The organism is Roseibium sp. QJM3NY_11, from assembly GCF_056173175.1.
The window spans coordinates 1,271,116-1,295,147 of sequence record NZ_CM149660.1; the positions used below are offsets into that span (position 1 = coordinate 1,271,116).

The window sequence follows — 24,032 nt, forward strand, 5'->3', positions numbered from 1 at the left end:
GCGACCGGCGACCTGATTAAACCGGGGTATGAATTTCGCAAGCGACAATTGGGCGGGGGCGGCGCCGGCGGTGATGTCCGCGCTCGCCCGCCACAATACCGGCTTCGCGCCGGCCTACGGCACGGATCCCCTGACAGCGTCGGTCTCCCGGACGTTCAGTGACATTTTCGACCGTGAGGTTTCCGTCTATTTCGTGGCGACCGGCACGGCGGCGAACGCGCTCGCCCTGACGGCCTATGCCAGGCCCGGTGGCGCCATTTTCTGCCACCGCACGGCGCATATCCAACTGGATGAATGCAACTGCCCGGAATTCATGACCGGCGGTGGCAAACTGGTGGGTGTCGATGGCGCGGCCGGCAAGATCACCCCGGAAGGGCTGACAGATGCCATGGCCGGGTTCCCGGCGGGCGTGGTGCATCACGGCCAGGTGGCCTCGGTCTCCATCAGCCAGGCGAGCGAATGCGGCACTGTCTATACGCTCGACGAGATCGCCGCCATCAAGGACGTTCTGCCGGACACGCTCCGTGCCGCTGCACATGGACGGAGCGCGCTTTGCCAATGCGCTGGTGACGCTGGGCTGCACGCCGGCCGACATGACCTGGAAGGCCGGGGTCGACGTGTTGTCGTTCGGGGCGACCAAGAACGGCTGCTGGTGCGCGGAAGCAGTCGTGTTCTTCGATCCGGATGCCGGCCGGGAGTTTGAATATTTCCGCAAACGCGGCGGACACCTTTTTTCCAAGAGCCGCTTCGTGGCGGCCCAGTTCGAGGGCTACTTCGAGGACAACGGCTGGCTTGTCACTGCCGCCCATGCCAATGCCATGGCCGGCGGACTTGCCGAGGGGATCCGCGGTCTGGGCGGACGGACGGCGTGGCCGGTCGAGGCCAATGAGTTGTTCCCGATCCTGAAGCGTGACCGGTTCAAAGCCCTTCAGGACGCGGGAGCGATGCTCTACGAATGGCCGGCCACCGATCTGCCGGCCGGCCATGCGCCTACATCCGATGAAGTCTGCCTGCGCATGGTCACCAGCTTCGCGACCACCGATGCGGACGTTGCGGCGTTCCTGAAAGTGTTGTCGGAGACGGTCTGAGCGGCGGGTTTCCGGTTCATCGGACCGGTGCTCGAGCCGGTTGTACGCATTGCTGCCGACGACCACGATGCGCCCCCGCGACTGCTCGATCCGGTCGAACAGCAATCCACACAGGAGGAAGTGAGCGAAATGGTTCACGCCGAGCTGGCTTTCAAAGCCGTCTACGGTGATCTGCTGTCTGGCAACCTGCGCGATCGCAGCGTTGCAGATGAGGGCGTCGATCCGGGGTGCGATCTTCGTGACCTCCGCCGCTGCGTCCCGCACTGACGCCAGTACCGCCAGGTCCATGTGCACGAAACTCACTTGGGCATCAGCGCCGAATTCCTGTTTCAGGCGCTCCATGGCGGATTGTGATTTCCCGGCGCTGCGGTTCATCATCACCACTTTCGCGCCCCTGGACAGAAACACCCGCGCGGCCTCGAATACGTGTCCATGCATCTGGATGAGACAGTCACCATCGAGGATATGGCCGCGCAGGTGGGGATGAGCCGGGCCGTGTTCCATCGCAAATTCAAACAGGCCACGACCATGTCTCCCATCCAGTTTGCGAAGTCCATGCGGCTGAACAGCGCCGCCACGAAGATCGCCGGGGGCATGACCGTGAACGCCGCGGCTCTTGCGGTGGGCTATGTGAGTTCCTCCCAGTTCAGCCGTGAGTTCAAACGCCTGTACGGGGAGTCTCCCCGGCAATGGAGCCACTCCAATCAGCTTCCTGCGGGAACGACGTGATGGACGGTCCCTGCATTCGCAGGGACGGCTGAGGGAGGCGGCGAATGCTGCGCTCAGTTCTTTGTGAAAATTGCCCGGACAGCGGTCGGTCAGGCTCCGTGCCGAGGGGGATCGGAAGGGACTGAATCCCCTGGATTCGAAACGCGGAAAGGCGCCTGGTTTCCCAGGCGCCTCAGACTGCTGACAAACTCATGTGGGTCATTCCGGCCGGTCTGCAGCGCAGTTGCATGGCCAGAGCCGGAATCCAGCGATTACTTCGCGCCGCAGGCGCGTCTTTAATAATGATTTCAGATGTTTGAATCGCTCCGGTGCTCGCGTTCGCTCGCGCTGATGCGCCAGGTTCCGGATCAGCGCGCAGCTTCGCCGCACTTGTCCGGAATGACCAATTGGGAGTTTGTCAACAAGCTGAGGCGCCTGGTTTCCCAGGCGCCTCGTGGGTCATGCCTTTGCCATTGAAGGCGAAAGCTTTACTGAACCGTCGTTTCGATCTGCCTGGCCGAACCGGAGGTGATTTCGATCTTGCGCGGTTTCATCGCTTCGGGAATTTCCCGGACGAGATCGACATGAAGCAGGCCGTTCTCAAGGCTGGCGCCTTCCACACGGACATGCTCGGCGATCTGGAACCGGCGCTCGAAGGTGCGCGATGCAATGCCCCGGTACAGGATTTCCCGGTCGGCATCGTCCTCGGGTTTTTCGCCCTTGATGGCAAGAACGTTTTCCTTGGCTTCCACGGACAGCTCGGCTTCGTCAAAGCCGGCGACCGCCATGGTGATGCGGTAGGAATTCTCGCCCGTGCGCTCGATGTTGTAGGGCGGATAGCTCGGCGCGTCCGAGCCGGCGCTGTCGAGCATGTTGAAAAGACGGTCGAACCCGACGGTGGACCGGTAAAGCGGAGAAAAGTCCAAGTGACGCATGTGTCTGTCCTCTCTTTGAGCAACTGATACTTCACTGATAGGCGCAATCCCCTGTCCCCCATCATTGGCGGGACCGGACTGCGGCGCAGACCCGATTGGCGCCTGCAAGACTGAATCTGGGAATTGGGGATTTTCATTTCAAGGGGCAGCCGGGATGGGTGACCTGAACATGAATGTCACCTGAACGGTGCCTTCCGGTTGCGTTCAAGTGGCCCGGTGCATCTTCGGGGCAACGTCAGCACGGGCTGGCGGATCAGACAGGAGAGACCCGCATGTTCACCAAAGTTTCGAAATTAACCGCCCCGATCGCCGGCGCCATTCTGCTGGTTACAGTCGGGTTCGCCAATACGGCTTCCGCTGCTCCCCGGGCCGCCGATGCTCAGGTTCAGTCCGCGCAGGCCGAACTGGTCGTCAAGGTCGACCACCGCAAGGGCAACGGCCGCAAGGACTGGAAAGGTCATCGGGGCAAGCGTGGAGACTGGAAAGGGCATCGCGGCCGTCACTTCGCGATGGAGCCGCGTCAGATCCGCCGCAGCCTGCGTCATCGCGGTTTCCACAAGATCCACATCGTGGATCGCCGGGGTCCGGTCTATATCGTCAAGGCCCGGACATGGGGCGGCCAGAAAATGCGGCTGGTGGTCGACTCGCGGACCGCGCATATCGTTCGCAGCCGTTCCATCGGTCATGGCCCGCGCCGGAATGGCCCGTGGTATTGAGTTCAACCCGCCATCCTCAATCCTTCAGTCCGGTTTCCCGGGGGAATGACCCCGATGGAGCCGGGCTGTGGCTATTGTGGGCAGGCGGCAAGCCCGCTATCACAGGATGGGTCAAACGGCTGCAGGCCGACCGGACGCTAGGCGCTGCCGAAGCCGGTCCGATGCCGGCCAATGCCAGTCAAGGCGGCCAACGTCTGTGTTCAGGGAAACGGGTTACCGATTGAAGATCAAATCCTCCGCACTTCGGGAAGACAGCGTGCATGCGGCCCTGGCCGATCATCCGGACAACCCGGTACCGGAAGGCGCGCGGGCCGGGTTCGTGACCACGCCGGACGGTATACGGATCCGTTATGCCCATTGGCCGGCAGGGGAAGGCCCGCGCAAGGGCACGGTGACCCTGTTGCAGGGGCGGGCGGAATTCATCGAAAAATATTTCGAGGTGATTGACGATCTCCGCAGACGGGGATTTGCCGTGGTGACGTTTGACTGGCGCGGCCAGGGCGGCTCCCAGCGGCTGACGCGCAATCCGAAACGCGGACACGTTTCCGGTTTCAAGAAATATCGCGTGGATCTCAGAACCGTGCTGAAGGATGTTTCACTGGCGACCTATCCCGGTCCGCATTTCGCCCTGGCGCATTCCACGGGCGCGCTCGTGCTGCTTTCCGATGCCGCCCGGCTGCGGACCATGCTGGATCGGGCGGTTCTGACCGCGCCGCTTCTGGGCCTGCCCCCCGGCGCGTGGCTGCCCGGTCTGAACGGCCTGCGCAGACGGGTCCTGCGGACGCTCTCTCTGGGTCTTCTGGGCCGTGTGCCACTCAAGGCGAATGCGCCCAGAACATCGTGGTTCATCGAAAGGATCGGCTATCCGGCCGCGCGAGCGCTGTCTCTGGTCGGCTTCGGCAGGGTGTTTGTTCCCGGTGGAAACAGGGACATCTTCGTGCCTTTCAAGACCAATCTGCAAACCTCGGACCGAACCCGGTTCGAACGCTTCAACAAGGTGCTCGAACAGGTGCCGGAACTCGGCGTCGGCGCGCCGACGCTCGGCTGGCTGGGCGCCGCCGGTCGAGCGATGACAGCCCTGAGACGGCGGGCGGCCGGCCCGAACATGCACCTGCCCTGCCTGGTGATTGCGGCGGGCAAGGACCGGATCGTGTCGACACCGATGATCGAGGACTTCGTTGCCAGAACAAAGGCCGCGGCCTATCTGGAAATTGCCGCTGCGGAGCATGAACTGATGATGGAACGGGATGCCTACCGGGACCAGTTCTGGGCGGCTTTCGATGCGTTCGTTCCCGGTCTGGACGTGGAGCACGAGCTGGACCGCGCGGCACTCTAGGACACGGCCCTTTCAGCTCGTCCCAGGCCGGATCTGGCCGGATCAGGCCTTGGCCAGTTCCCTGAGCAGGATGTCGTGAAACCGGGGGTCGCCGGAGGCCACGATCTGGCCGCCATCGGCCGGAGAACCGCCGGTCCAGGTGGTGACCACCCCGCCGGCACCTTCGACGATCGGCACCAGTGCGACAATGTCGTAGGCCTGCAGGCCCGATTCGATCACCGCATCGCCAAGTCCGGCGGCCACCATGCAATAGGCATAACAATCGGTGCCATAACGCGAGAGCTGTACCTGTGCCTCGACACGGTCGAAGGCCTGCCGTTCCGTTTCGTTGAAGAGCGCCGGAGTCGTCGTGAAGATCGTCGCGTCATCCAGGCGGTCACGGGAGCGGGTGCCGAGTGTGCGCGACCCGAGCGGTCCGCGATACCAGGCCGTGTCACAATCCCCGAAGAAGCGTTCGCCGATATAAGGCTGCGCCATCATGCCGAGGCTCGGTTTTCCGTGCGTCCTGAGGCCGATCAAGGTGCCCCAGGTCGGCAGTCCGGTGATAAAGGCCCTGGTACCGTCGATGGGATCCAGCACCCAGACCTGGTCGGCATCGAGGTTTTCCGGCCCGTGCTCCTCGCCGAGAATGCCGTGGTCCGCATAGGTGCGGTTGATCAGCTCGCGCATCGCCGTTTCGCCGTTCCTGTCGGCGATGGTGACCGGGTCGAACCCGGTGTCCCACTTGTTGTCGATGTCGAAGCTCTGGCGGAAATGGGGCATGATCGCACTGCCCGCCGCATCCGCGAGCTGCTCCAGAAACGGGGCGAGTTCATGGGAGCCGGAAACAGGCTGTAACGACATCGAGATCTCCATAAATCGGTCGGCCGCGCATCGGCTGATGTTGCGGCTTTTCGCCTGTATAGCGTGTTTTGCAAAAAAAAGTGTCGGTAAAACCGGCCCGAATGCTCATAGTTTGTTCAGTATGGCCCCATGTGCAGACTTGACCTTTGTGCGGTGCGGTGCGATTTTATTGCAGTGCGATACGTTGTGTCGCGCCGCCCTCCTTGGGCGTTTCCTCCCTAGACTCGGGCCGCCTCATTCTTTGAGTGCGGCCTCTTTTTTTGGGATTTTTATTCTGTCTTGTCTATCGCCAGCGTCTATTCGGCGGCAATGGGTTCGGCGGGCAGTGCCGCGTCGGGGATGGACGTCAGTTCACGGGCGAAGCTGCGCAGATTGTGGAACAGATCGGCAAAGCCGGCGGACGGCTCCTGGGTCGTCTCGTCCATATAGAGGCCGCGGTTGATTTCTATCTGCAACGCGTGAAGGCCACTGGAGGGTCTGCCGTAGTGCTCTGTGATGAAGCCGCCGGCATAGGGCTTGTTCCTGCTGACACTGTAGCCCATGTCCTTCAGCACCGCGCAGGCGAACTCGGTCAGGTCACTGCTGCAACTGGTGCCGTAGCGGTCCCCGAGAATGAAGTCCGGGCGGGTGTCGGTAGCCTGGCATTTGACGCTCGACGGCATGGAGTGGCAATCGATCAGCACCGCGTAACCGAAGGTGACGTGTGTCTGGGCCAGCAGGCGCCGCAGGGTCGAATGGTACGGCTTGTAGATTTCCTCGATCCTGTGCAGGGCTTCTGCCACGGGAAGCTTGTGACGGTAGATCTCGTGATTCTCGCTGACGATCCGCGCCACGGTGCCAAGCCCGCCGGCGACCCGTATCGAGCGGACATTGGCATAGGCCGGCAGGCGCCCGTCGAACATTCTCGGGTCGAGTTCATAGGGTTCCCGATTGACGTCGAGATAGGCCCTGGGAAAATGCGCCCGCAGCAGCGGCGCGCCGAGCGGCACGACATGGGCAAACAGATCGTCGACAAAAGCGTCCTCCGACCGGCGGATGGATTTTTCATCCAGCCGGGAAGACGCCAGGAATCTTTTCGAATACTGGCGGCCGGAATGCGGGGAGTTGAAGACGAATGGAATCCTCTGATCGGCGGGACACAGGATATCGAACGCGGGCAGCCCGTTGAAGTCGGCTTCGAAGGGAGCTGTCGAAGAGGGCTGGTCGAGGTCCGTCAAATGGTGTTTCCCGTATGTCGTCCGGTTCGGACGAGCGCCTATGGTGCCAAGGAATCAACACGCAGTCCACAGTCACGGCCTCAAAACCTCAGGAGAACCAATTCTCCCTACCATTCTTTGGAATTCGAGCTATAACCGGCAGTCGGGAAACCCGTACCACAACCGATGATTAAGGGAATTGGTCGACAACGATGCCGCGTATCCTGCTTGCAGAAGATGATGATGACATGCGCCGCTTTCTGGCCAAGGCGCTGGAGAATGCCGGGCACGACGTGGTGTCGTTCGACAACGGCAAGAGCGCATACGAACGGCTGCGCGAGGAGCCGTTCTCGCTGCTTCTGACGGATATCGTGATGCCTGAAATGGACGGGATCGAACTGGCGCGGCGCGCGACCGAACTCGATCCCGACCTCAAGGTGATGTTCATCACCGGCTTTGCCGCCGTCGCTCTCAATCCCGAATCCGATGCACCGAAGGACGCAAAGGTGTTGTCCAAGCCCTTTCATCTGAAGGATCTGGTTCAGGAAGTGGAGCGCATGCTGGAGGACTGAGCCTCCGTTCCGACGGGAGCTGCCGGCACATTCGCAGGACACTCACAAGACTGGGGAATTTTTGACGGTTCGGTGAACAAGGGGGGTTGCACAGTTTGCTGAACCCCGTTATATCGCACTCCACCACGGCGTTGGGGCGCCGGGGACCGAGAAATTCGGGCGTGTAGCTCAGCGGGAGAGCACTTCGTTGACATCGAAGGGGTCACAGGTTCAATCCCTGTCACGCCCACCATTGTTTCGCTGGTTGATGGTTTCAGGCAGCGCGGATTGATCTGACAGACAGGCGCATCTGCTGCCGCTGCTTCCAGGCCGATCCACTCGAATGTGAGCGCCTCTGGCGCTCATTTGGTTTAAAGTAGCAGGACCCTCCGGGGGGACATTGACATGAAGATCAAAAACTCGCTCAAAGCGCTCATGACCCGCCACCGCGACAATCGCATGGTGCGCCGGAAAGGCCGCGTCTACATCATCAACAAGAAAAACCCGCGTTTCAAAGCACGCCAGGGCTGATCCTGTTGCTGCGCCGATCTGCGGCTTCGGTTTGAATTCGCCTTTTGTATCAGCTGCTTGTGCAGACTGATTGTGGAAGGTTCACCGAGCTGAGCAGTTGGCGCACGAAGATGTGTCAAATTCCCGGATTGACCGCCGCATGCAGCGACCCATAATCGCTGCATGCGTATTTTTGTGTTTACCCTTCTTGTCCTTCTCGGAGCGCCTTCCGCTGGCGCCCAGACCGTGCCGGACTTCGGCCCGGAAGCCGCGCCGCCGTCGGCGGAGGACTTCAGCCCGCTTCCGGAAGACCTGCCCGAAGAGGGCGGTCAGGTTGTTGTCGAGGACACCGATCCGGACGAGGAAAAATCCCGTCTGGACGAGCTCTTTACCGATCTTGCCGAAGTGGATACGCCCAAGTCGGCCGAGCGCATCGCCCGGGAAATCCAGTTGATCTGGATGGCGTCCGGCAGCGACACCGTCGACGTGCTGATGTCCCGGGCCGGCAAGGCGATCCAGGCGGAGGACCACGGACTTGCCCTTGACCTTCTGGACGCGGTCGTGATTTTGAAACCGTCCTATGCGGAAGGCTGGAACAGACGGGCGACCGTTCACTACATGCGTGAGGATTTCGGCAAGTCTCTCGTCGACATCGAGCGCACGCTGGCGCTGGAACCGCGGCACTGGGGCGCCCTGTCCGGACTTGCGATCATTCAGCGGCGTCTCGGGTTTGAAACCGAAGCGCTGACGACTTTCCGGCGTGCCCTGGAGGTCAATCCCGGTCTGGAGAACGCCGCCAAGGCGGTCGAAACCCTGGAAAAGGACGCGGAAGGCGCGCCGGCATGAGTGCCGGGTGACCGGCCTGGCCCTTGATTGCCGCTTTCGGGGTGCTATGTCGCTCTCATGATGACGACTTTTCTTGTGGCGGTGGCCGGTCTGGCGTTGCTGGCCGCCTATACCCGCTTGCGGTCCGGCCGGATCACGCGCCGGCTGACGCCGGACGGCGCCTTTGCAACCGTGGACGGTGTCCGACTTCACTATCATTTCCTTCCGGGGGCCGGGGAAAAGCCGGGCGCGCCCGTGCTGGTGTTCCTCCACGGTGCCAGCGGCAATGCCTATGACATGAGGCTCGCGTTCGAACCGGCCTTCCGGGGCCGGGCAGCCGCCTTGTTCGTCGACCGGCCGGGCCTGGGCTATTCCGAACGCGGGCGCGCCGTTCACCGCTCTCCGGACGGTCAGGCCCGGTTGATTGCCGGCCTCCTTGAGGAGCTTCGGATCGACAAGGCGGTGGTGGTGGGTCATTCGCTGGCGGGAGCGGTGACGGCGGCTCTCGGACTGGCCGCGCCGGACCGGGTCAGGGGTCTGGCGTTTCTGGCGCCTGTCACGCATGTCTGGCCGGGCGGTGTCACCTGGTACTACACGCTCGCCGCCTTGCCCGTTGTTGGCTGGCTGTTTGTCCGAACCCTGACGCTGCCGGTTGCCGAGCGGCTGGCGCCGGCGGCCATGACAAACGTCTTTTCTCCGGATCCGGCGCCTCGCGGCTATGCCCGGTCGATTCGTCTCCCCCTGCTGTTCCGCCCGGAAAGTTTCCGCGCCAATGCCAGACACATACACGACTTGAAACGGGCGCTCACAAGCCAGGCGCCGCGCTACCCCGGTCTGACCCGTCCGGCGCTTGTCGTCACGGGCACGGAGGATACGGTGGTGTGGCCGTCCATCCATTGCGAGGGACTGCTCACCGATCTTCCCGATGCGGAACTTGTCGTTCTGGACAGGGCAGGGCACATGCTGCATCACACGCACACCCAGGCCATCGTCACGGCGCTCGACAGGCTGGTGCTGCGGGTTGAGGCGGACGGCCGGGAAGAGACGCAGGACCGGCCGGCGGCACTGCAGCAGCCGGCATGAAAAAGGCGGCCGGGTGGCCGCCTTTTCAATCTAATCGGTTAGAGCGTCAAATGCCGCCCTGGCCGTCCTTGCCGACAAAGGCAATCCGCAACATGTTGGTGGAGCCGGGCGTGCCGAAGGGGACACCGGCCGTCACGATGATTCTCTGCCCCGGTTTCGCGAAATCCTCCGAATAGGAGATGCGGCAGGCACGATCGATCATGTCTTCCTCGTTGGCGGCGTCCTCGCTGACAACGCAGTGAAGGCCCCAGCCGAGGGACAGGCGGCGCGCTGTCGCCAGGACCGGGGACAGCACGATCACCGGGCTGGCCGGCCGTTCACGCGAGGCGCGCAGGCCCGTGGCACCGGACGTCGTGTAACACACCACTGCCGCGAGATTGAGCGTTTCGGCGATCTGCCGGGCGGCCGCGGAAATCGCATCGGCGCCGGTTGCTTCCGGCTCGGTCCGCTGAGAGTAGATGATGTTGCGGAAGTTGGTGTCCTGCTCCACCTCCCGGGCGATCCTGTCCATGGTGGACACGGCTTCGATCGGAAAGTCGCCGGCGGCGGATTCGGCCGACAGCATGACGGCGTCGGCGCCCTCGAAAACGGCAGTGGCAACGTCGGACACTTCCGCGCGTGTCGGAACCGGTGCCGTAATCATCGACTCCAGCATCTGGGTGGCGATCACGACAGGTTTGCCGGCGCGGCGGCAGGCGCGGGTGATCCGTTTCTGAAGTCCTGGAACCTGTTCCAGCGGCAACTCCACGCCCAGATCGCCGCGGGCGACCATGATGGCATCGGACAGCTCGATGATCTCGTCCAGCCGACCGATCGCCTGAGGCTTCTCGATCTTGGCGAGAACACCGGCGCGGCCGCGGACGATCTTGCGCACTTCGGCGATATCGTCGGCACGCTGCACGAAGGACAGCGCAACCCAGTCGACGTTCTGCTCGAGCGCGGCGATCAGGTCCTTGTGGTCCTTCTCGGTCATGGCGCTGGTCGCGATTTCCGAATCGGGAACACTGACGCCCTTGCGGTCCGACATCTTGCCGCCGACGACGACTTCCGTGACCGCTCTGGTCGCGCTGGCTTCCGTGACGTTCAACTGGACCTTGCCGTCATCGAGCAACAGGCGGTGACCCGGCTCCAGTGCCTTCAGGATTTCGGGGTGCGGCAGATGAACACGATTGATGTCGCCGCCGGACGTGTCGGCGTCGAGCGTGAAACTCGCGCCGTTTTCCAGCACGACCGGGCCGTTTGCGAAAGTGCCCACACGCAGCTTCGGTCCCTGCAGATCGGCCAGAATGCCGATCGGCCGTCCAATTTTCTCCTCGACAGAACGGATGCGCTCCACAAGCATCTTCAGACGATCATGATCGGTATGACTCATGTTGATGCGGAACACGTCCGCACCCGAGCGATACAGTTTTTCGATGATGTCTTGTTCTGAGGAGGAGGGTCCGAGAGTTGCCAGTATCTTGACTCGTCGGTTACGCCTCATCGCCCACCTGTCCCCTGCTGCACGGGTTCGGTCAGCTGGACCGTCCAGCTGCTCTGCTCGCCCGTGTCTATTTCAAAGAAGCCTGTCCGCTCAAATCCGCGAGCCACGCAGTCCTCAATTCCGCGAATGGTGAATTCCTTTTCCCGGGTGCACATGAATGCCCGGCCACCCCATTCGCCGAATTGGTCATAATCAACTGCGTAGATGTAATAGTATCGTGACACCAGTGCACCGGGCACCAGTGTCTCGCAGGAATTGGAAGCCAGATTCCACCAGCCTTCGGTCACCCAGTCGGTTTTGTCCTTGTAACCGATTGCGACCCCGACCTGGCTGTCCGTCTTGTTGCACAGACGCAGATCAGCCCTGGCATCGTTGCTCGCGGCAGAAAGAAACAGCATGGCGAGAGCTCCGGCGCAGGCAACCTTGGCGGGCGCGTTCATACGTGCCCGATCCCTGCCCTGGTACCGTTCCCCAACCTTAAACATATGCAGTCGTTCACTTTGCTGCTTCACAGACATTCGTTTTTTGCGTGGACAAGGGGGACTTGTCAACGTCGTTAACAGGATCAGGAAGCTTTCGCCCAAACTTGTTTTCCCGACCGTCTGAAAATACGTGCCCGATCAGACCATCCCAACCCTTTGTGGTTAGAAATGGGGCGGGAACATGACCGTTTGGTCCGCGAGCGATTTTCGCTGACAATAAAGCGTATACAGGGTTGTACGTTCCTAGGCAAAAGTGCCGGTGACCGGCGTCTGGATCTTTTTCGCGCGGGCACCGGAATCTGCAGCCGCCGGCCCGCGGGGCGGTGATTTGGGTCTTGGTTCCGATGCCTGATTGCCGTACACCTGACGGCCTGCATATCGAGAGCCGCACGCATTTCCATGAAGCGAGAGATGACAGAAACTGCAGCCGAACCCGGTGTGGCTTTTCAGCCAGTCGAATATATCAGCGGGGATCCCGATTCGGGTCTCCTGCTTCTGTGCGACCACGCGCGCAACACGGTGCCGCCCGGTTATGGCGACCTGGGGGTCCCGGCGGAGCAGTTCGAGCGCCATATCGGCTATGACATCGGCGCCCGCGCGGTCACGCTCGAACTGGCAAGGCGTCTGAACGCACCTGCCTGCCTGACCACATATTCCCGTCTGCTGATCGACCCCAACCGGGGAGAAGACGACCCGACCCTGATCATGCGCCTGTCCGACGGCGCGATCGTGCCCGGCAACGCGCAGGTCGACGGGCGGGAGCGTGCCGGCCGGATCGAGGCGTTCCACAAGCCGTATCACGACCTGATCGACCGGTCGCTCAACACGATGATCGCCAAGGCGCCGCCGCCTGTCATTGTCTCGATTCACAGCTTCACGCCGGTCTGGCGCGGGGTGCCCCGGCCCTGGCACATCACGGTGCTTTGGGACAGCGATCCAAGAGCCGCCCGGCCGATGCTGGATGGTCTGAGAGCTCAGGAGGATCTTGTCGTGGGGGACAATGAACCTTACGACGGCGCTCTCAAAAACGACACAATGTACCGCCACGCAACCAGCCGCGGTCTGGCGCATGCTTTGCTGGAATTGCGCCAGGATCTGATCGGCGATCCGCACGGCGTTACAGAATGGGCCGATCGTCTGGAACCGGTCCTGCGAACCATAGTGACAAGTCTGGACTGCCGCCGCATCCAGCATTTCAAGTCGCGCAGTGACACGGATTGAGTGCCCTGCAAAGGGCGGCGAGACAAAACGAGGAGGCCGCAAGCCATGGATGAACAGACCAAACTGGAACTGGAAGCAGCCGTCTTCCGCCGCCTTGTGGCGCATTTGCAGGGACGAACGGACGTTCAGAACATCGACATGATGAACCTGGCCGGATTTTGCCGCAACTGCCTGTCCAACTGGTACCAGGACGCTGCCGGGGAAAAGGGGCTGGAACTCGACAAGGCGTCGGCCCGGGAAATTGTCTACGGCATGCCCTATGACGACTGGAAAGCCAGGTATCAGTCCGAGGCGACCGCCGATCAGAAGGCCGCTTTCGAGAAAAACAATCCGGCCCACTGAACCATCGTTCAAAATTGCAGGGCGGCAGCTTGACGGTCCCGGCCGACTCTGGCAGGGCACAACACGATTTCAAGAACCGCGGTCAGGGCTCGCCCGTCCGTGCCGTGCAATCCGACAGGTAATAAGAAACAACAAGGAGACTTTAGAACATGTCCGATCCGGGTGGAGTGGCAGCCGATCAGCTGCGGGCATTCGTCGAGCGCATTGAGCGTCTGGAAGAAGAAAAGAAGGTCATTTCCGACGACATCAAGGATGTCTATGCCGAGGCCAAGGGCAACGGTTATGATGTCAAGATCCTGCGCAAGGTCGTCTCGCTGCGCAAGAAACAGCCCCATGAGCGTGAAGAGGAAGAGGCCGTGCTCGACCTTTACCTGCATGCGCTTGGAATGGCCGCCGAAGTGCCGTCCGAAGGCTGAGCAAGAGTAAATCGTGCCAAGCGATCGAGCGGCTTTCGAGCCACTCCAGATAGCTGACAAACAGAGCCCGGCAGTGATGCCGGGCTTTATTGTTTTTTGATGAAAGGGTCGTCTATCGGGCGAAGCGCACGGGAAGCACGATCACTGCCGGGCCGCCGTCGAACCGGTCGGTGCGCAGGCCGCCGTAGGGCGTGTGGTCGAAACTGGCCGCAACAAACCGGTTGCCGGGCAGCATGACGTTTTTCAAGGCACGCTGATTGGGGTGCTTGAGCCAGGCGAATGCCTGATGGCGCGTGGTCCCGGCGCCGGACAGGAGTGTCGGCTCCGACTTGTCAGGCAGGCTGGCAAAACCTGAAAGCGGATCAACGATCTGGTCCTGCGGGATCCGTCCGGAGACGGACGGACGCCTGGCCTGGTCCGAACCGGTGGTGGCCGTGCTGCCGGGCCGCGGCCCGGGAGTGTGTTTCTGCAATCCGGCGGAAGGACGCAGCGACCGGTTCAGGACAGGCGGTGTGGCCGCCGCCGATGCATAGGCAAGTGTCGTTCCCGGCCGGGGAGCGGGTGTCGGCGAGGGCACGGATGTTCCCGTCGCCGCGGCAATGGCCGCTACCGGATCAGTCACCGGAGCGGAAACAGGGGCCGGAGAAGAAACAGGGTTTGGAACCGGCAATGCCGCAGTCACGGTTTCCGCTTGGCTGTCAGGCTCTGCAGCTGTCTGGCCAAGTGTCGCGGCCGCGGCCCGGGCCGCCGCGCTCAGGCCCGAATTCGGCTTTTGAGCCGGCGCGCGGGCAATCTGGAACCGGGAATCGATGGTCTGGCTCGGCGCTGCCGGCTGGCCCGTTTCCAGGGCCGTGCGTTGGGCGTCGAGCGTGTTTGCAGGGGGCAGAGGCGCCGCGCTGGCAACGGCAACAGGAGCCGCGGCCTGCGGTTGCAGATCCGGTTCCGCGCCGGCAATGGCAAGCGGCGGCGCGTTGCTGCGAACCTTGCGTCCCGGGACCGGCGGATTGTCGACCACCGGGGATACGCTTGCCGTCCGGGTCGCCTTCGGAGCATTGCCGACCGCGCCGGGCCGGGCTGTTTCATTGCCGTCACGGCCGCCGCCACCAAAGAGCCGGGCGAACAGATTGCCGTCGCCGGCGCCGTCAGCAGCCGGCTTGACCGGGATCGGTGCGGCCGGGTTGGTCAGGCTCTGGTTGCGGGTGGTGGCTCTGGAAGGGCTGTTCGAGGCGACAATCGTCGGCCGGGAGGTTCTCGAACTGCCGGACTTGCTTTGTGCCAGGGCGACCTTGTAGCCGCTGAGCGGCTTGCCGTCGGAAGGAATGTGCAAGGTCTTGCCGTTGGGGAAAACCCTGGCAAGCTGGGAACGGCTCATGCGTGGCCAGTGCCGGATCCGTCCGGTATCCATGTGAACGAAGGGGGAGCCGGACCGCGGATAATAGCCAACGCCGCCCACTTCCTTGCGCAGGCCCGCTGCCCGCAGCTTGGACAGGTTCACGCCCGGGATATAAAAATCCATGGCCTTGCCCAGCGTGTGCTGGCTGTTCTTGGCGACGCCGGAAGAGCGCTTGCGGAGCATGTTGTTGGTCGCCGGGGAACGGTAACTGGAAACGACGTTGATGTGATCGCGTGCGCCGACCTTCTGGTAGACCTCCCAGACAAGATCGAGCAGCTCGGGGTCCATCTTGATGATTTCGTTGCGGCGCCAGTCGCGCAGGAAGCGGTTGGCCTCGCGCAGACCCTCGGGCAGGTAGCGTCCGTTCCTCTTGAAGGTGACGGACACACGTTCCTTGGTGTGGGTGTTGTACAATTTGAGCGTACGGGTTTCAGCCTGGGCCGCGGCTGTCAGACAGACCGACACGACCAGAAACGCGCTTGCCGTTGTCACGGCACGCTTCAGCCATCCGACGGCGTCGAAATCAACAAACCGGTTACGCAATCTCTTTCTCGCCGTTTCCGAGGGTTTTCACCCATCCCGTGCTCCCCAGCAGGGAACCAGTTTAGCTGCCGCAAGTTAAGAAGTTTTTACCCTAAATTCACTTGCCTGAAAATCGTGACGGAAATGCAACGCCGCATATTCATTCCGGTACTGCACCCCGGCGATGCTGGATAACCGGAGAATGCGTCAAAATATCGTCAATTTCCACCCCGTCGCCTTGATCCTGCTCAAATCAGGCGGCGGCGTCCTTGCCATCGCCCTCGAGGCCGTATTCCTTCAGCTTGCGATAAAGTGTGGACCTTCCGATGCCGAGCCTGCGGGCAACTTCCGTCATGCGGCCTGAATAATGGTTGATCGCAGCCCGAATCAGTTCCTCCTCGATATCGGCAAGTTTGCGGATGTGCCCGTCCTGATCGAGGCTGCGCATGAAGCCGAAGGGAGCGGATTGTTCGAAACCGGCGGGCGCAGGGGCGGTCGGCATCACTCCACTCTGATTTCCGGCCTGACTTGCGCCCAGACTGGCGGCTGAATTATGGGTCTGAGCCGAGGCCGGCGCTGCCGGGCGGGGCGCCTCGGGCGTTGCTGCCGGAAGAGGGTGCGCCACCGGCGTGGCCGAATGGGTCGCGGCGGCAACCTGGGGAAAGTCGTTGATCGTCAGCTGGGGTCCGTCGCACAGGACGACCGCGCGGAAGACCGAATTTTCCAGCTGCCGGATATTGCCCGGCCAATGATACTCCTGAAGCATGGCAAGCGTGTCGGTGGAGATGGCCGAGACCTGGGGTTTGCCTTCTTCGGCGGTAAACCGCGCCAGAAAATGCCGGGCCAGTGCGGGAATGTCCTCGCGCCGGTCGCGCAGGGGCGGGATCCAGATCGGAAAAACGTTGAGACGGTAATAGAGGTCTTCCCGGAACGCACCTTCCTTGACCTGGTCAACCAGGCGCCGGTTCGTGGCCGAGATCAGGCGGAAATCCACCTTCACAGGACGCCTTGCGCCGATCGGGTCGATCTCGTTTTCCTGAATCGCCCGAAGCAGTTTCACTTGCACGTCCTGGGGCAGCTCGCCGACCTCGTCGAGGAACAGCGTGCCGCCATGAGCCTCCTGGAACTTGCCCGCATGCTTGTCGACGGCGCCGGTGAAGGCGCCCTTTTCGTGGCCGAACAGGATCGATTCCACCAGATTGTCCGGAATGGCGCCGCAGTTGACCGTGACCAAAGGCTTGGACTTGCGGTCGCTCGACCCCTGAATGGCGCTGGCGATCATTTCCTTGCCGACACCGCTTTCCCCCTCGATCAGGATCGGAATGTTGGAGGCGGCGGCACGCTTGCCGAGATTGATCACCCGTTCCATGGCGGGAGAGTGGGTGATGATGTCGTTGAATGTGAGCGTGCCGGAAGCCTGTTTGCGGATGCGCGTGATCTCGCCTTCCAGAGCGGAGGTCTTCAACAGATTGCGGATCGACACATTGAGCCGTTCCGGGGCCACCGGCTTGACCACGAAATCCTGGGCGCCCGCATTCATGACGCTGACCACGGTGTCGATGCCGCCATGAGCGGTCTGCACGATCACCGGGGTCGCGTTCTTGTCGCCGCGCAGTTTTTCCAGCACGCCGAGCCCGTCCAGTTCCGGCATGACCATGTCCAGAATGATCAGATCGATCTCGCTGGCCTCGGGGCCGGACATGATGCGCACGGCTTCGACGCCGTTTTCCGCGGTCTTCGACCGGTAGCCGAACTTCTTGACGGCTTCCTGCAGCAGCCTGCGCTGAATCGGATCGTCGTCAACGATGAGAATTTTGCCGCTGATTGCCTGCATAACCTGTGTCACTCGTTCCGCAAATATGTCTCGTTTCGAACCATTCTGGTGGCAATTGGGTAAACAAATCGTCCAGGCGGGGTCAAAAAAGTTTGCCAAGCCTGATTGCGGCGGGACCGGACCAAGCCTACAAATTCAGAACCAGTTTCCTGCCGCAGCCTCCTGCCGGCCACCGTTCACCGGAGTTTACCGCACCGATGCCGCTTCCCGTATTCGCGCCTCAGTCGTCAGCATCCACGGAACTTGAAAATCTTCCCGAATGGGATCTCACCGATCTCTACCCGTCGGTCGACGCGCCCGAGGTGACGGCGGATCTCAAAGAGGTTCTCGACCGGGCGAAAACCTTCGAGACCTCCTACAAGGGCCGCCTCGCGGACCTTGCCGGGGACAATGTCGCCGCTCTGGTCACGGCTGTCAGAGCCTATGAAGATCTTGAAGATGTCATGGGCCGGCTGATTTCGTTCGCGGGACTTGTGTATGCGGAAAACACCATCCGGCCCGAATCGCAGAAATTCTATGGCGACGTCCAGGAGCAGATCACCACGGCGGGATCGCATCTTCTGTTTTTCACCCTGGAGCTGAACAAGATCGACGACGCGGTCATGGAGGCGGCGCTCCAGGATGCGCAGTTCGCGCATTACCGGCCCTGGGTGGAGGATCTGAGGAAAGGCAAGCCGTATCAGCTGGAAGACCGGGTGGAGCAGCTGTTTCACGAAAAGTCGGTCACCGGCGCGAGTGCCTGGAACCGTCTCTTCGACGAAACCATGGCCTCGCTGTCCTTCGATGTCGCCGGCGAGGAGCTGGCGATCGAGCCGACGCTCAACCTGCTTGTGAACCCGTCCGCCGAAAAGCGGCGCATGGCTTCCGAAGCGCTTGCGAAAACGTTCGGGGAAAACCTCAGAACCTTCACGCTGATCACCAACACGCTGGCGAAAGACAAGGAGATCTCCGACCGGTGGCGGAATTTCGCTGATATCGCGGACAGCCGTCACCTGTCGAACCGGGTCGAGCGCGAGGTGGTCGACGCCATGGTGGCCGCGGTGCGCGACGCCTACCCGCGCCTGTCGCACCGCTATTACAAGCTGAAAGCCAAATGGCTGGGCATGGACCAGCTCAACACCTGGGACCGGAACGCGCCGCTGCCCGATGCGGACACGCGGGTGATCCCGTGGGACGAGGCCAGGCGGACCGTGCTGTCCGCCTATGAAGCCTTCTCCCCGGACATGGCGGAGATTGCCGGCCGGTTCTTCGAAAAAGGCTGGATCGACGCGCCCGCCCGCGCCGGCAAGGCACCGGGCGCCTTCGCGCATCCGACTGTCCCCAGCGCGCATCCCTATGTTCTGGTCAACTACCAGGGCAAGACCCGTGACGTGATGACGCTGGCCCACGAACTGGGCCACGGCGTCCATCAGGTCCTGGCCGCACCGAACGGACCGCTGATGGCGCCGACGCCGCTGACGCTGGCGGAAACCGCGAGTGTCTTCGGTGAGATGCTGACTTTCAAGTCGCTGCTGGCGACGGCGGACAATCCGCAGACCCGAAAGGTCATGCTGGCCTCCAAGGCGGAGGACATGATCAACACGGTGGTGCGCCAGATCGCGTTTTATACGTTCGAGCGCAAGGTGCACACGGAGCGACGCAACGGCGAGCTGACATCGGAGAAAATCGGCGAATTGTGGCTCTCGGTGCAGAGCGAGAGCCTGGGGCCGGCGATCAGTCTGAACGAAGGTTACGAAAGCTTCTGGACCTATATTCCGCATTTCATCCACTCGCCGTTCTACGTCTATGCCTATGCCTTCGGCGATTGCCTGGTGAACTCGCTCTATGCGGTCTACGAGGAAGCGGAAACCGGCTTTCAGGAAAAATACTTCGACCTTCTGAAGGCCGGTGGCACAAAGCATCATTCGGAACTTCTGGCGCCCTTCGGGCTGAGCGCATCGGATCCGGATTTCTGGAAGAAAGGCCTTGCCGTCATCGAGCGGCTGATCGACGAACTCGAAGCGCTCGAAACGGAGTAGCGCATGCAAAAGCCGGCAGCGCCGCCGTTTCGGCACACGCCTTATGACGGCTCGAGCCAGCCTTTCACCGTCGGCCTGAAACCGGTGACGGAGGAGACGTGGCTGGAAACCGATCCCAACCTGACAAGGTATCTTGCGGAGAAGGAGCGCCTTTTCACATATGCCCTGGAGACGGTGTTCCGGGCCGAACCGGCGACAGACGCTGCGCAGCGCGAGGTCCTGAACCTTGTTACCGACAATCTCGAGCGCTTTCACACCGGCAGCCATCGGCTGTCCGGGGGGGCCGTCGAACTGCTCGAAAGCGGGCAGCGTGTCGGCCTCGAGGCGACGCCGGCGCTTTTGACCGCATCCCGGCTGGTGCAGGAAGACCTCATCCTCATGCGGCCCGGGCCGGACGGCTATCGTCTTGCCGCGGCCTCCCTGTGTTTTCCTTCCTCCTGGTCGCTGGCGGAAAAATTCGGCCAGTCGATGACGGGCATTCACGACAACGTGCCGGGCTTCAATGGCGGCCGCATGGGCCAGATGGTCGCGCGGATCTTCGACAACATGAAAACGGGCCAGCTTGTGGGGCGCTTCAACTGGTCGGTCTACCCGGATGGAGACCTGCATCACCCGCGCCCGAAACAGATCCGTCCGGAAATCTCGGGGAGTGCGCTGGCCCGGTTGTTCCTGCGGGTCGAGCGCCAGACCCTGCGCAGGCTTCCCGAAAGCGGCGATATCCTGTTCACGATCAAGATCCATCATGATCCCCTGGCCGCACTGGCCGCGTCCGAGGATCGCGCGGAACTCGCCCGGAACCTTCGCCGGCAGCTTCTCGATCTCGATGCGGACCAACTCGCCTACAAGGGGCTGGTCAGCACGCGCGACGCGCTTGCGGAGGCGCTCGACGGGCTTTTCGCCGCAGCGCATTAGCGACGGCGGATCTGGATTTTACCGCGCTTGTGCATATTTAGGCGAAGAGACAGTTTCGGGTGGCCAAGCACGGCGCCCCGACGACGGAGCCCAGAATCGCATGCCGCAATCCAAAGACCGTGAAAGCAACCGGCTCAGCGCCCGCATGGGGCGTTATGCAAGGGTCGGAACCAATATGGGCGGGATCGCCGCCAAGGTGGCCGGGGCACGTCTGTTCGGGATGGAACTCGACAACGGAAAGAACGCGGCGGAACTGGCCGAGGCGCTGGGGGGGCTCAAGGGGCCGCTGATGAAGGTGGCGCAGCTACTGTCGACCATACCCGATGTGCTGCCGCCGGAATACACCACCGAACTGGCCAAACTGCAGGCCAATGCCCCGCCGATGGGCTGGGCCTTCGTCAAACGCCGGATGCGCGCGGAGCTCGGCGCGGACTGGCAAGGCCGGTTCGAGGAGTTCGGCCGGGAACCGGCGGCCGCCGCCTCGCTGGGGCAGGTACACCGGGCCACCGGCCACGATGGCCGGGTTCTGGCCTGCAAGCTGCAATATCCGGACATGGCCTCCGCCGTCGAAGCCGATCTCAAGCAACTGCAGATGCTGTTCTCGCTGCACCGGCGCATGAGCCCGGCCATCGACACGCGCGAGATTGCCAAGGAGATCGGCGCCCGGGTCCGCGAAGAGCTGGATTATGTCCGCGAAGCGGCGCATATCGCCATGTACCGGCGTATCCTTGCCGATGCCGACCAGATCCGGGTGCCTGAGGTGGTCGAAGAACTGTCGACCAAACGGCTGCTCACCATGGGCTGGCTGACCGGCCAGCCGTTGCTGGACTACAAGGATCACAGCCAGGAAGACAGGAACCACCTGGCCAGGACGATGTTTCACGCCTGGTGGCATCCGTTCAGTCATTTCGGCGTCATTCACGGCGACCCGCATCTGGGCAACTACACGGTCTTCGAAACGGACGGGGCGCCTGCGGGGATCAATCTTCTGGACTACGGCTGCATCCGGATCTTTCCGGACGGGTTCGTCGAAGGGGTTGTCGATCTCTACCGCGGGCTTCTGGAGGGAGACGAGGCACGGGTAGTGTCCGCCTATGAACGGTGGGGCTTCAAGAACCTCAGCAAGGAAGTGATCGAGATCCTCAATATCTGGGCGCGGTTCATTTACGGACCGCTTCTCACAGACCGGGTGCGGTCGATCGCCGATGGCGTCTCGGCGGCCGAATACGGCCGCAAGGAAGCTTTCCGGGTTCATTCGGCGCTGAAGCAGCTCGGCCCGGTGACGGTGCCCCAGGAATTCGTCTTCATGGACCGGGCGGCCATCGGTCTGGGCGGGGTCTTCCTGCATCTGAGGGCAGAACTGAATTTCTTTCAGCTGTTCAACGAACAGATCGACGGCTTCGATGCGTCGGCTGTACGCGACCGCCAGCATGAAGTGATGACCGCGGCCGGGCTTGCCGGAACCTCGAACGCCGCCTGAGGACGGTCAGGCAGGCCGCAGAAATTGCGATGGCAGTCAAAACGTCGCGCGCGGACGGAGCGAAACGGTCAAACCGGTCATTGCCGAACCGGGGCTCTTTATTGTATGTAGGCTGCCGACTTTGGAATTTCCCTGGGGGACATGATGTCTGACGATAACGCACCCGCAATGGACTATGACGCTCACGAGCAGACCTATGAGGGGTTCATCAACTTCTCCAAGATCGGGACGATCGCGGTCCTGAACATTGTTCTGTGCCTGATCCTGTTCGCCTTTGGCGGCACGGCCGCCACCGTGTTCGGCTGGCTGATGCTGATCGCGACCCTGGTCTCGACCGTCGTCGGCCTCGCGCTCGGCGCTTCCGGCTGGATTCCGCCGACGGTGGTGTTTGTTCTGACCGGTATCCTGACAATCCTGGCGGTCTGACGGCCGGGAAAACCGGCTGATTGCTGTCACCGGGACAAGGCGCGGCGCGAGCTGCGCCTTTTTGTTTTGCCTGGCCGTGAGAGATTTCGAAAACCACATGCCATGACCCAGTCCGCACCGTCCGAGTTCGTCTATGCGCCTCCGCTGGAGCCCTATCTTCAGGTTCTGCATGCCGATGACGATCTGCTCGTGGTGGACAAGCCGAGCGGATTGCTGAGTGTTCCGGGCAAGGCTGCCGAGCATGCGGACTGTATTGAATTGCGGGCGCAGCAGTGGTATCCGCAGGCGCGCATCGTGCACCGTCTGGACATGGACACATCCGGTGTCATGGTGCTGGCCATGAATCCCGCGGCTCAGCGGCATCTGGGGTTGCAGTTCGAGCGCCGGAAAACGCGAAAATCCTATATTGCGGAGATCTGGGGACAGCTTGGCGAAGAGACCGGAGAGGTCGACCTGCCGCTGACCTGCGACTGGCCAAACCGGCCGAAACAGATGGTCAGCCATGAGGCCGGAAGGCCAGCGCTGACGCGCTGGCAGGTGCTTGAACGCAAGGGCCACTGCACCCGGGTGAGGCTGTTCCCGCACACGGGGCGGTCGCATCAGTTGCGCGTTCACATGCTGGCCCTTGGCCATCCGATCCTCGGAGACCGGTTCTACGCCGAAGGCGCGGCCCTGTCGGCATGCGACCGGTTGGCCCTTCACGCGGAAAGCCTGGAACTGCACCATCCGGCGGATGGCGCAAGATGGACATTTGACGCTGAAGTTCCGTTCTGAGCGCCGTAAGACCTGGCGCGGAAACTGCCGTGTGTCCCCGTTTTACGGAGCCGGGGTTTCAAAACCCGGATAAAGCTCGTCCATGCGGCTGCCGCAAATAGTGGCGATGGTTCCGGCTTCCTCCTCGGTCAACGGCTCCGGTTCCCTGTAGGAAACGGCCGGGGTCATGTCCTCTCCCGATGCGGTGATCCAGGTGTTGACCTTGGTGTCCGCGACCGCAGGCTTGATGCCGCGCAGCCCGGAAAAGGCCTCGATTGCCTTGAGGTTGCTGTCCAGGTTCCGGACGAGGTCCTCATACTGGACGACATGCAGCATTGCAGGCAGGTTCTTGAAATCGTTTTTCTTCAAGGCGGCGATGACGTCCGTGTTCTTCACCCACTCCAGGCAGGATTCGATCACGTGTTGCCGGCTTGAAATCCAGCCCTTCGATTTCTGAGACCTGATCACGTCAAAGACGTTGCGGTAAATGTAGATGCATTTGAGGTCGTTGATCAGATCAGCGATCCTGACCACCCGGGTGAATTCGAGCTTCGGAAACCTGACGGCCCAGATTTCCTTGTTCACCAATCTGGTCGCTTCGTCATGGTGCTGTCTGTAAAACTTCACGGCGCCGACGAGCGCATGTTTGCTGAAGTCTCCCGGCAGATCGAGCCCGGCCATCCAGTAGTCCACATCGCCGCTGAACACGTTCTTCCATTCAACGGCCTGCCTGTCTTCGTTCTTCTGAATGAGCAGCATTTCCTTGTGCGCGAAGTCGCACAGTTCGGCGATCCGGCGACCCGTGAATTCGCCATAACAGATGCCGTTGTCCGAACTGGTGATCAGACCTTGTAGAAATGTGGTGCCGGAGCGGGTGGTCGGGGAAGCAACAAAAAGGGGGGCTGACATGGGACCGCGCTGGCTATGGTCACGGAACCGCGCGACCGGATTCGGGAATC

General features: G+C 62.0%; 23 protein-coding genes, 1 tRNA gene and 2 pseudogenes. 17 read left to right on the forward strand and 9 right to left on the reverse strand.

All coding sequences use genetic code 11. From position 1 onward, the window contains the following. Window positions 1-28 precede the first annotated feature (28 nt). Window positions 29-1,088: pseudogene (locus AC0VX3_RS05780) on the forward strand (threonine aldolase family protein). 99 nt (window positions 1,089-1,187) lie between these two features. Here the strand turns inward: AC0VX3_RS05780 and AC0VX3_RS05785 are convergent. Further along, a pseudogene (locus tag AC0VX3_RS05785) lies at window positions 1,188-1,592 on the reverse strand (SDR family NAD(P)-dependent oxidoreductase); the annotation flags it as partial. On the opposite strand from AC0VX3_RS05785, the gene AC0VX3_RS05790 reads away from it, so the two are divergent. Beyond that, a complete protein-coding gene (locus AC0VX3_RS05790) occupies window positions 1,521-1,817 on the forward strand; it encodes a helix-turn-helix transcriptional regulator (RefSeq protein ID WP_475523917.1) in 297 nt (98 codons plus the stop codon). The pseudogene AC0VX3_RS05785 and the gene AC0VX3_RS05790 sit on opposite strands and share 72 nt — an antisense overlap. A gap of 467 nt (window positions 1,818-2,284) precedes the next feature. Here AC0VX3_RS05790 and AC0VX3_RS05795 read toward each other — a convergent pair whose 3' ends face one another. Then, window positions 2,285-2,731: an Hsp20 family protein gene (locus AC0VX3_RS05795; protein WP_475523918.1), complete on the reverse strand. Its 447-nt coding sequence runs from the start codon at window positions 2,729-2,731 to the stop codon at window positions 2,285-2,287. A 272-nt stretch (window positions 2,732-3,003) separates the two neighbouring features. On the opposite strand from AC0VX3_RS05795, the gene AC0VX3_RS05800 reads away from it, so the two are divergent. Continuing rightward, window positions 3,004-3,447, forward strand: a complete 444-nt coding sequence (locus AC0VX3_RS05800) for a hypothetical protein (protein WP_475523919.1) — start codon at window positions 3,004-3,006, stop codon at window positions 3,445-3,447. A gap of 220 nt (window positions 3,448-3,667) precedes the next feature. Next, window positions 3,668-4,783: an alpha/beta fold hydrolase gene (locus AC0VX3_RS05805; protein WP_475523920.1), complete on the forward strand. Its 1,116-nt coding sequence runs from the start codon at window positions 3,668-3,670 to the stop codon at window positions 4,781-4,783. Between the two features lie 42 nt (window positions 4,784-4,825). Here the strand turns inward: AC0VX3_RS05805 and hisN are convergent, their stop codons facing one another. Both hisN and AC0VX3_RS05815 read right to left on the reverse strand, forming a co-directional pair. Continuing rightward, the gene (gene hisN / locus AC0VX3_RS05810; protein WP_475523921.1) at window positions 4,826-5,626 is read right to left on the reverse strand and encodes a histidinol-phosphatase; all 801 of its coding nucleotides are present in this window, start codon (window positions 5,624-5,626) and stop codon (window positions 4,826-4,828) included. A gap of 296 nt (window positions 5,627-5,922) precedes the next feature. Beyond that, on the reverse strand, window positions 5,923-6,786 hold the full coding sequence (locus AC0VX3_RS05815) for an N-formylglutamate amidohydrolase (RefSeq protein WP_475525148.1): 864 nt from the start codon (window positions 6,784-6,786) through the stop codon (window positions 5,923-5,925). 248 nt (window positions 6,787-7,034) lie between these two features. On the opposite strand from AC0VX3_RS05815, the gene cpdR reads away from it, so the two are divergent. From cpdR to AC0VX3_RS05840, 5 genes are all read left to right on the forward strand, one after another. Continuing rightward, a complete protein-coding gene (gene cpdR / locus AC0VX3_RS05820; protein ID WP_342893075.1) occupies window positions 7,035-7,394 on the forward strand; it encodes a cell cycle two-component system response regulator CpdR in 360 nt (119 codons plus the stop codon). A 157-nt stretch (window positions 7,395-7,551) separates the two neighbouring features. After that, window positions 7,552-7,626 (forward strand) — tRNA-Val (locus AC0VX3_RS05825). Between the two features lie 152 nt (window positions 7,627-7,778). After that, window positions 7,779-7,904 (forward strand): type B 50S ribosomal protein L36, encoded by a 126-nt coding sequence (gene ykgO / locus AC0VX3_RS05830; RefSeq protein WP_006932207.1) that lies wholly within the window; start codon window positions 7,779-7,781, stop codon window positions 7,902-7,904. 162 nt (window positions 7,905-8,066) lie between these two features. Further along, a complete protein-coding gene (locus AC0VX3_RS05835) occupies window positions 8,067-8,729 on the forward strand; it encodes a tetratricopeptide repeat protein (protein ID WP_348152017.1) in 663 nt (220 codons plus the stop codon). 57 nt (window positions 8,730-8,786) lie between these two features. Beyond that, complete coding sequence (locus AC0VX3_RS05840; protein ID WP_475523922.1) at window positions 8,787-9,791, forward strand: alpha/beta fold hydrolase; 1,005 nt, start codon at window positions 8,787-8,789, stop codon at window positions 9,789-9,791. A gap of 46 nt (window positions 9,792-9,837) precedes the next feature. Here the strand turns inward: AC0VX3_RS05840 and pyk are convergent, their stop codons facing one another. After that, a complete protein-coding gene (gene pyk, locus AC0VX3_RS05845) occupies window positions 9,838-11,274 on the reverse strand; it encodes a pyruvate kinase (RefSeq protein ID WP_475523923.1) in 1,437 nt (478 codons plus the stop codon). Beyond that, window positions 11,271-11,672 carry a DUF1036 domain-containing protein gene (locus AC0VX3_RS05850; protein WP_342893202.1) on the reverse strand — a complete coding sequence of 134 codons (402 nt, stop codon included), beginning with the start codon at window positions 11,670-11,672 and terminating at the stop codon, window positions 11,271-11,273. Before AC0VX3_RS05850 ends, pyk begins: the two co-directional genes overlap by 4 nt. A 495-nt stretch (window positions 11,673-12,167) precedes the next feature. On the opposite strand from AC0VX3_RS05850, the gene AC0VX3_RS05855 reads away from it, so the two are divergent. From AC0VX3_RS05855 to AC0VX3_RS05865, 3 genes are all read left to right on the forward strand, one after another. Next, the gene (locus AC0VX3_RS05855; RefSeq protein WP_475523924.1) at window positions 12,168-12,977 is read left to right on the forward strand and encodes an N-formylglutamate amidohydrolase; all 810 of its coding nucleotides are present in this window, start codon (window positions 12,168-12,170) and stop codon (window positions 12,975-12,977) included. A 45-nt stretch (window positions 12,978-13,022) separates the two neighbouring features. Further along, complete coding sequence (locus tag AC0VX3_RS05860) at window positions 13,023-13,319, forward strand: DUF1244 domain-containing protein (RefSeq protein ID WP_342893070.1); 297 nt, start codon at window positions 13,023-13,025, stop codon at window positions 13,317-13,319. A 149-nt stretch (window positions 13,320-13,468) separates the two neighbouring features. After that, window positions 13,469-13,735, forward strand: a complete 267-nt coding sequence (locus AC0VX3_RS05865; RefSeq protein ID WP_342893069.1) for a DUF2312 domain-containing protein — start codon at window positions 13,469-13,471, stop codon at window positions 13,733-13,735. 112 nt (window positions 13,736-13,847) lie between these two features. On the opposite strand, the gene mepK is transcribed toward AC0VX3_RS05865, so the two are convergent. Further along, entirely contained in the window at window positions 13,848-15,620 is a 1,773-nt protein-coding gene (gene mepK, locus AC0VX3_RS05870; RefSeq protein WP_475525149.1) for a peptidoglycan L,D-endopeptidase MepK, read from the reverse strand. Between the two features lie 283 nt (window positions 15,621-15,903). Next, entirely contained in the window at window positions 15,904-17,484 is a 1,581-nt protein-coding gene (locus AC0VX3_RS05875) for a sigma-54-dependent transcriptional regulator (RefSeq protein WP_475523925.1), read from the reverse strand. A 197-nt stretch (window positions 17,485-17,681) separates the two neighbouring features. On the opposite strand from AC0VX3_RS05875, the gene AC0VX3_RS05880 reads away from it, so the two are divergent. The 5 genes from AC0VX3_RS05880 to AC0VX3_RS05900 all read left to right on the forward strand — a co-directional run bounded on the left by AC0VX3_RS05880 (window position 17,682) and on the right by AC0VX3_RS05900 (window position 23,094). Next, window positions 17,682-19,502, forward strand: a complete 1,821-nt coding sequence (locus tag AC0VX3_RS05880; protein ID WP_475523926.1) for a M3 family oligoendopeptidase — start codon at window positions 17,682-17,684, stop codon at window positions 19,500-19,502. Between the two features lie 3 nt (window positions 19,503-19,505). Beyond that, the gene (locus AC0VX3_RS05885) at window positions 19,506-20,414 is read left to right on the forward strand and encodes a heme-dependent oxidative N-demethylase family protein (protein WP_475523927.1); all 909 of its coding nucleotides are present in this window, start codon (window positions 19,506-19,508) and stop codon (window positions 20,412-20,414) included. Between the two features lie 100 nt (window positions 20,415-20,514). Beyond that, window positions 20,515-21,894: an ABC1 kinase family protein gene (locus AC0VX3_RS05890; RefSeq protein ID WP_475523928.1), complete on the forward strand. Its 1,380-nt coding sequence runs from the start codon at window positions 20,515-20,517 to the stop codon at window positions 21,892-21,894. Between the two features lie 144 nt (window positions 21,895-22,038). After that, on the forward strand, window positions 22,039-22,320 hold the full coding sequence (locus AC0VX3_RS05895; protein WP_475523929.1) for an aa3-type cytochrome c oxidase subunit IV: 282 nt from the start codon (window positions 22,039-22,041) through the stop codon (window positions 22,318-22,320). A 102-nt stretch (window positions 22,321-22,422) separates the two neighbouring features. Continuing rightward, window positions 22,423-23,094, forward strand: coding sequence for an RluA family pseudouridine synthase (locus tag AC0VX3_RS05900; RefSeq protein ID WP_475523930.1), 672 nt, complete (start codon window positions 22,423-22,425; stop codon window positions 23,092-23,094). 42 nt (window positions 23,095-23,136) lie between these two features. Here the strand turns inward: AC0VX3_RS05900 and AC0VX3_RS05905 are convergent, their stop codons facing one another. Continuing rightward, complete coding sequence (locus AC0VX3_RS05905) at window positions 23,137-23,982, reverse strand: sulfotransferase (protein ID WP_475523931.1); 846 nt, start codon at window positions 23,980-23,982, stop codon at window positions 23,137-23,139. Window positions 23,983-24,032 lie beyond the last annotated feature (50 nt).

Excerpts from the sequence above, each read along its gene's own strand:
- AC0VX3_RS05885 (WP_475523927.1), top strand. The coding sequence starts at position 19,506 with ATGCAAAAGCCGGCAGCGCCGCCGTTTCGGCACACGCCTTATGACGGC.
- AC0VX3_RS05905 (WP_475523931.1), bottom strand. The coding sequence starts at position 23,982 with ATGTCAGCCCCCCTTTTTGTTGCTTCCCCGACCACCCGCTCCGGCACC.
- AC0VX3_RS05800 (WP_475523919.1), top strand. The coding sequence starts at position 3,004 with ATGTTCACCAAAGTTTCGAAATTAACCGCCCCGATCGCCGGCGCCATT.
- ykgO (WP_006932207.1), top strand. The coding sequence starts at position 7,779 with ATGAAGATCAAAAACTCGCTCAAAGCGCTCATGACCCGCCACCGCGAC.
- AC0VX3_RS05850 (WP_342893202.1), bottom strand. The coding sequence starts at position 11,672 with ATGCTGTTTCTTTCTGCCGCGAGCAACGATGCCAGGGCTGATCTGCGT.
- AC0VX3_RS05835 (WP_348152017.1), top strand. The coding sequence starts at position 8,067 with ATGCGTATTTTTGTGTTTACCCTTCTTGTCCTTCTCGGAGCGCCTTCC.
- AC0VX3_RS05895 (WP_475523929.1), top strand. The coding sequence starts at position 22,039 with ATGTCTGACGATAACGCACCCGCAATGGACTATGACGCTCACGAGCAG.
- pyk (WP_475523923.1), bottom strand. The coding sequence starts at position 11,274 with ATGAGGCGTAACCGACGAGTCAAGATACTGGCAACTCTCGGACCCTCC.
- AC0VX3_RS05875 (WP_475523925.1), bottom strand. The coding sequence starts at position 17,484 with ATGCAGGCAATCAGCGGCAAAATTCTCATCGTTGACGACGATCCGATT.
- AC0VX3_RS05865 (WP_342893069.1), top strand. The coding sequence starts at position 13,469 with ATGTCCGATCCGGGTGGAGTGGCAGCCGATCAGCTGCGGGCATTCGTC.
- AC0VX3_RS05860 (WP_342893070.1), top strand. The coding sequence starts at position 13,023 with ATGGATGAACAGACCAAACTGGAACTGGAAGCAGCCGTCTTCCGCCGC.
- cpdR (WP_342893075.1), top strand. The coding sequence starts at position 7,035 with ATGCCGCGTATCCTGCTTGCAGAAGATGATGATGACATGCGCCGCTTT.
- AC0VX3_RS05880 (WP_475523926.1), top strand. The coding sequence starts at position 17,682 with ATGCCGCTTCCCGTATTCGCGCCTCAGTCGTCAGCATCCACGGAACTT.
- AC0VX3_RS05890 (WP_475523928.1), top strand. The coding sequence starts at position 20,515 with ATGCCGCAATCCAAAGACCGTGAAAGCAACCGGCTCAGCGCCCGCATG.
- hisN (WP_475523921.1), bottom strand. The coding sequence starts at position 5,626 with ATGTCGTTACAGCCTGTTTCCGGCTCCCATGAACTCGCCCCGTTTCTG.
- AC0VX3_RS05790 (WP_475523917.1), top strand. The coding sequence starts at position 1,521 with ATGCATCTGGATGAGACAGTCACCATCGAGGATATGGCCGCGCAGGTG.
- AC0VX3_RS05840 (WP_475523922.1), top strand. The coding sequence starts at position 8,787 with ATGATGACGACTTTTCTTGTGGCGGTGGCCGGTCTGGCGTTGCTGGCC.
- AC0VX3_RS05900 (WP_475523930.1), top strand. The coding sequence starts at position 22,423 with ATGACCCAGTCCGCACCGTCCGAGTTCGTCTATGCGCCTCCGCTGGAG.
- AC0VX3_RS05855 (WP_475523924.1), top strand. The coding sequence starts at position 12,168 with ATGACAGAAACTGCAGCCGAACCCGGTGTGGCTTTTCAGCCAGTCGAA.
- AC0VX3_RS05795 (WP_475523918.1), bottom strand. The coding sequence starts at position 2,731 with ATGCGTCACTTGGACTTTTCTCCGCTTTACCGGTCCACCGTCGGGTTC.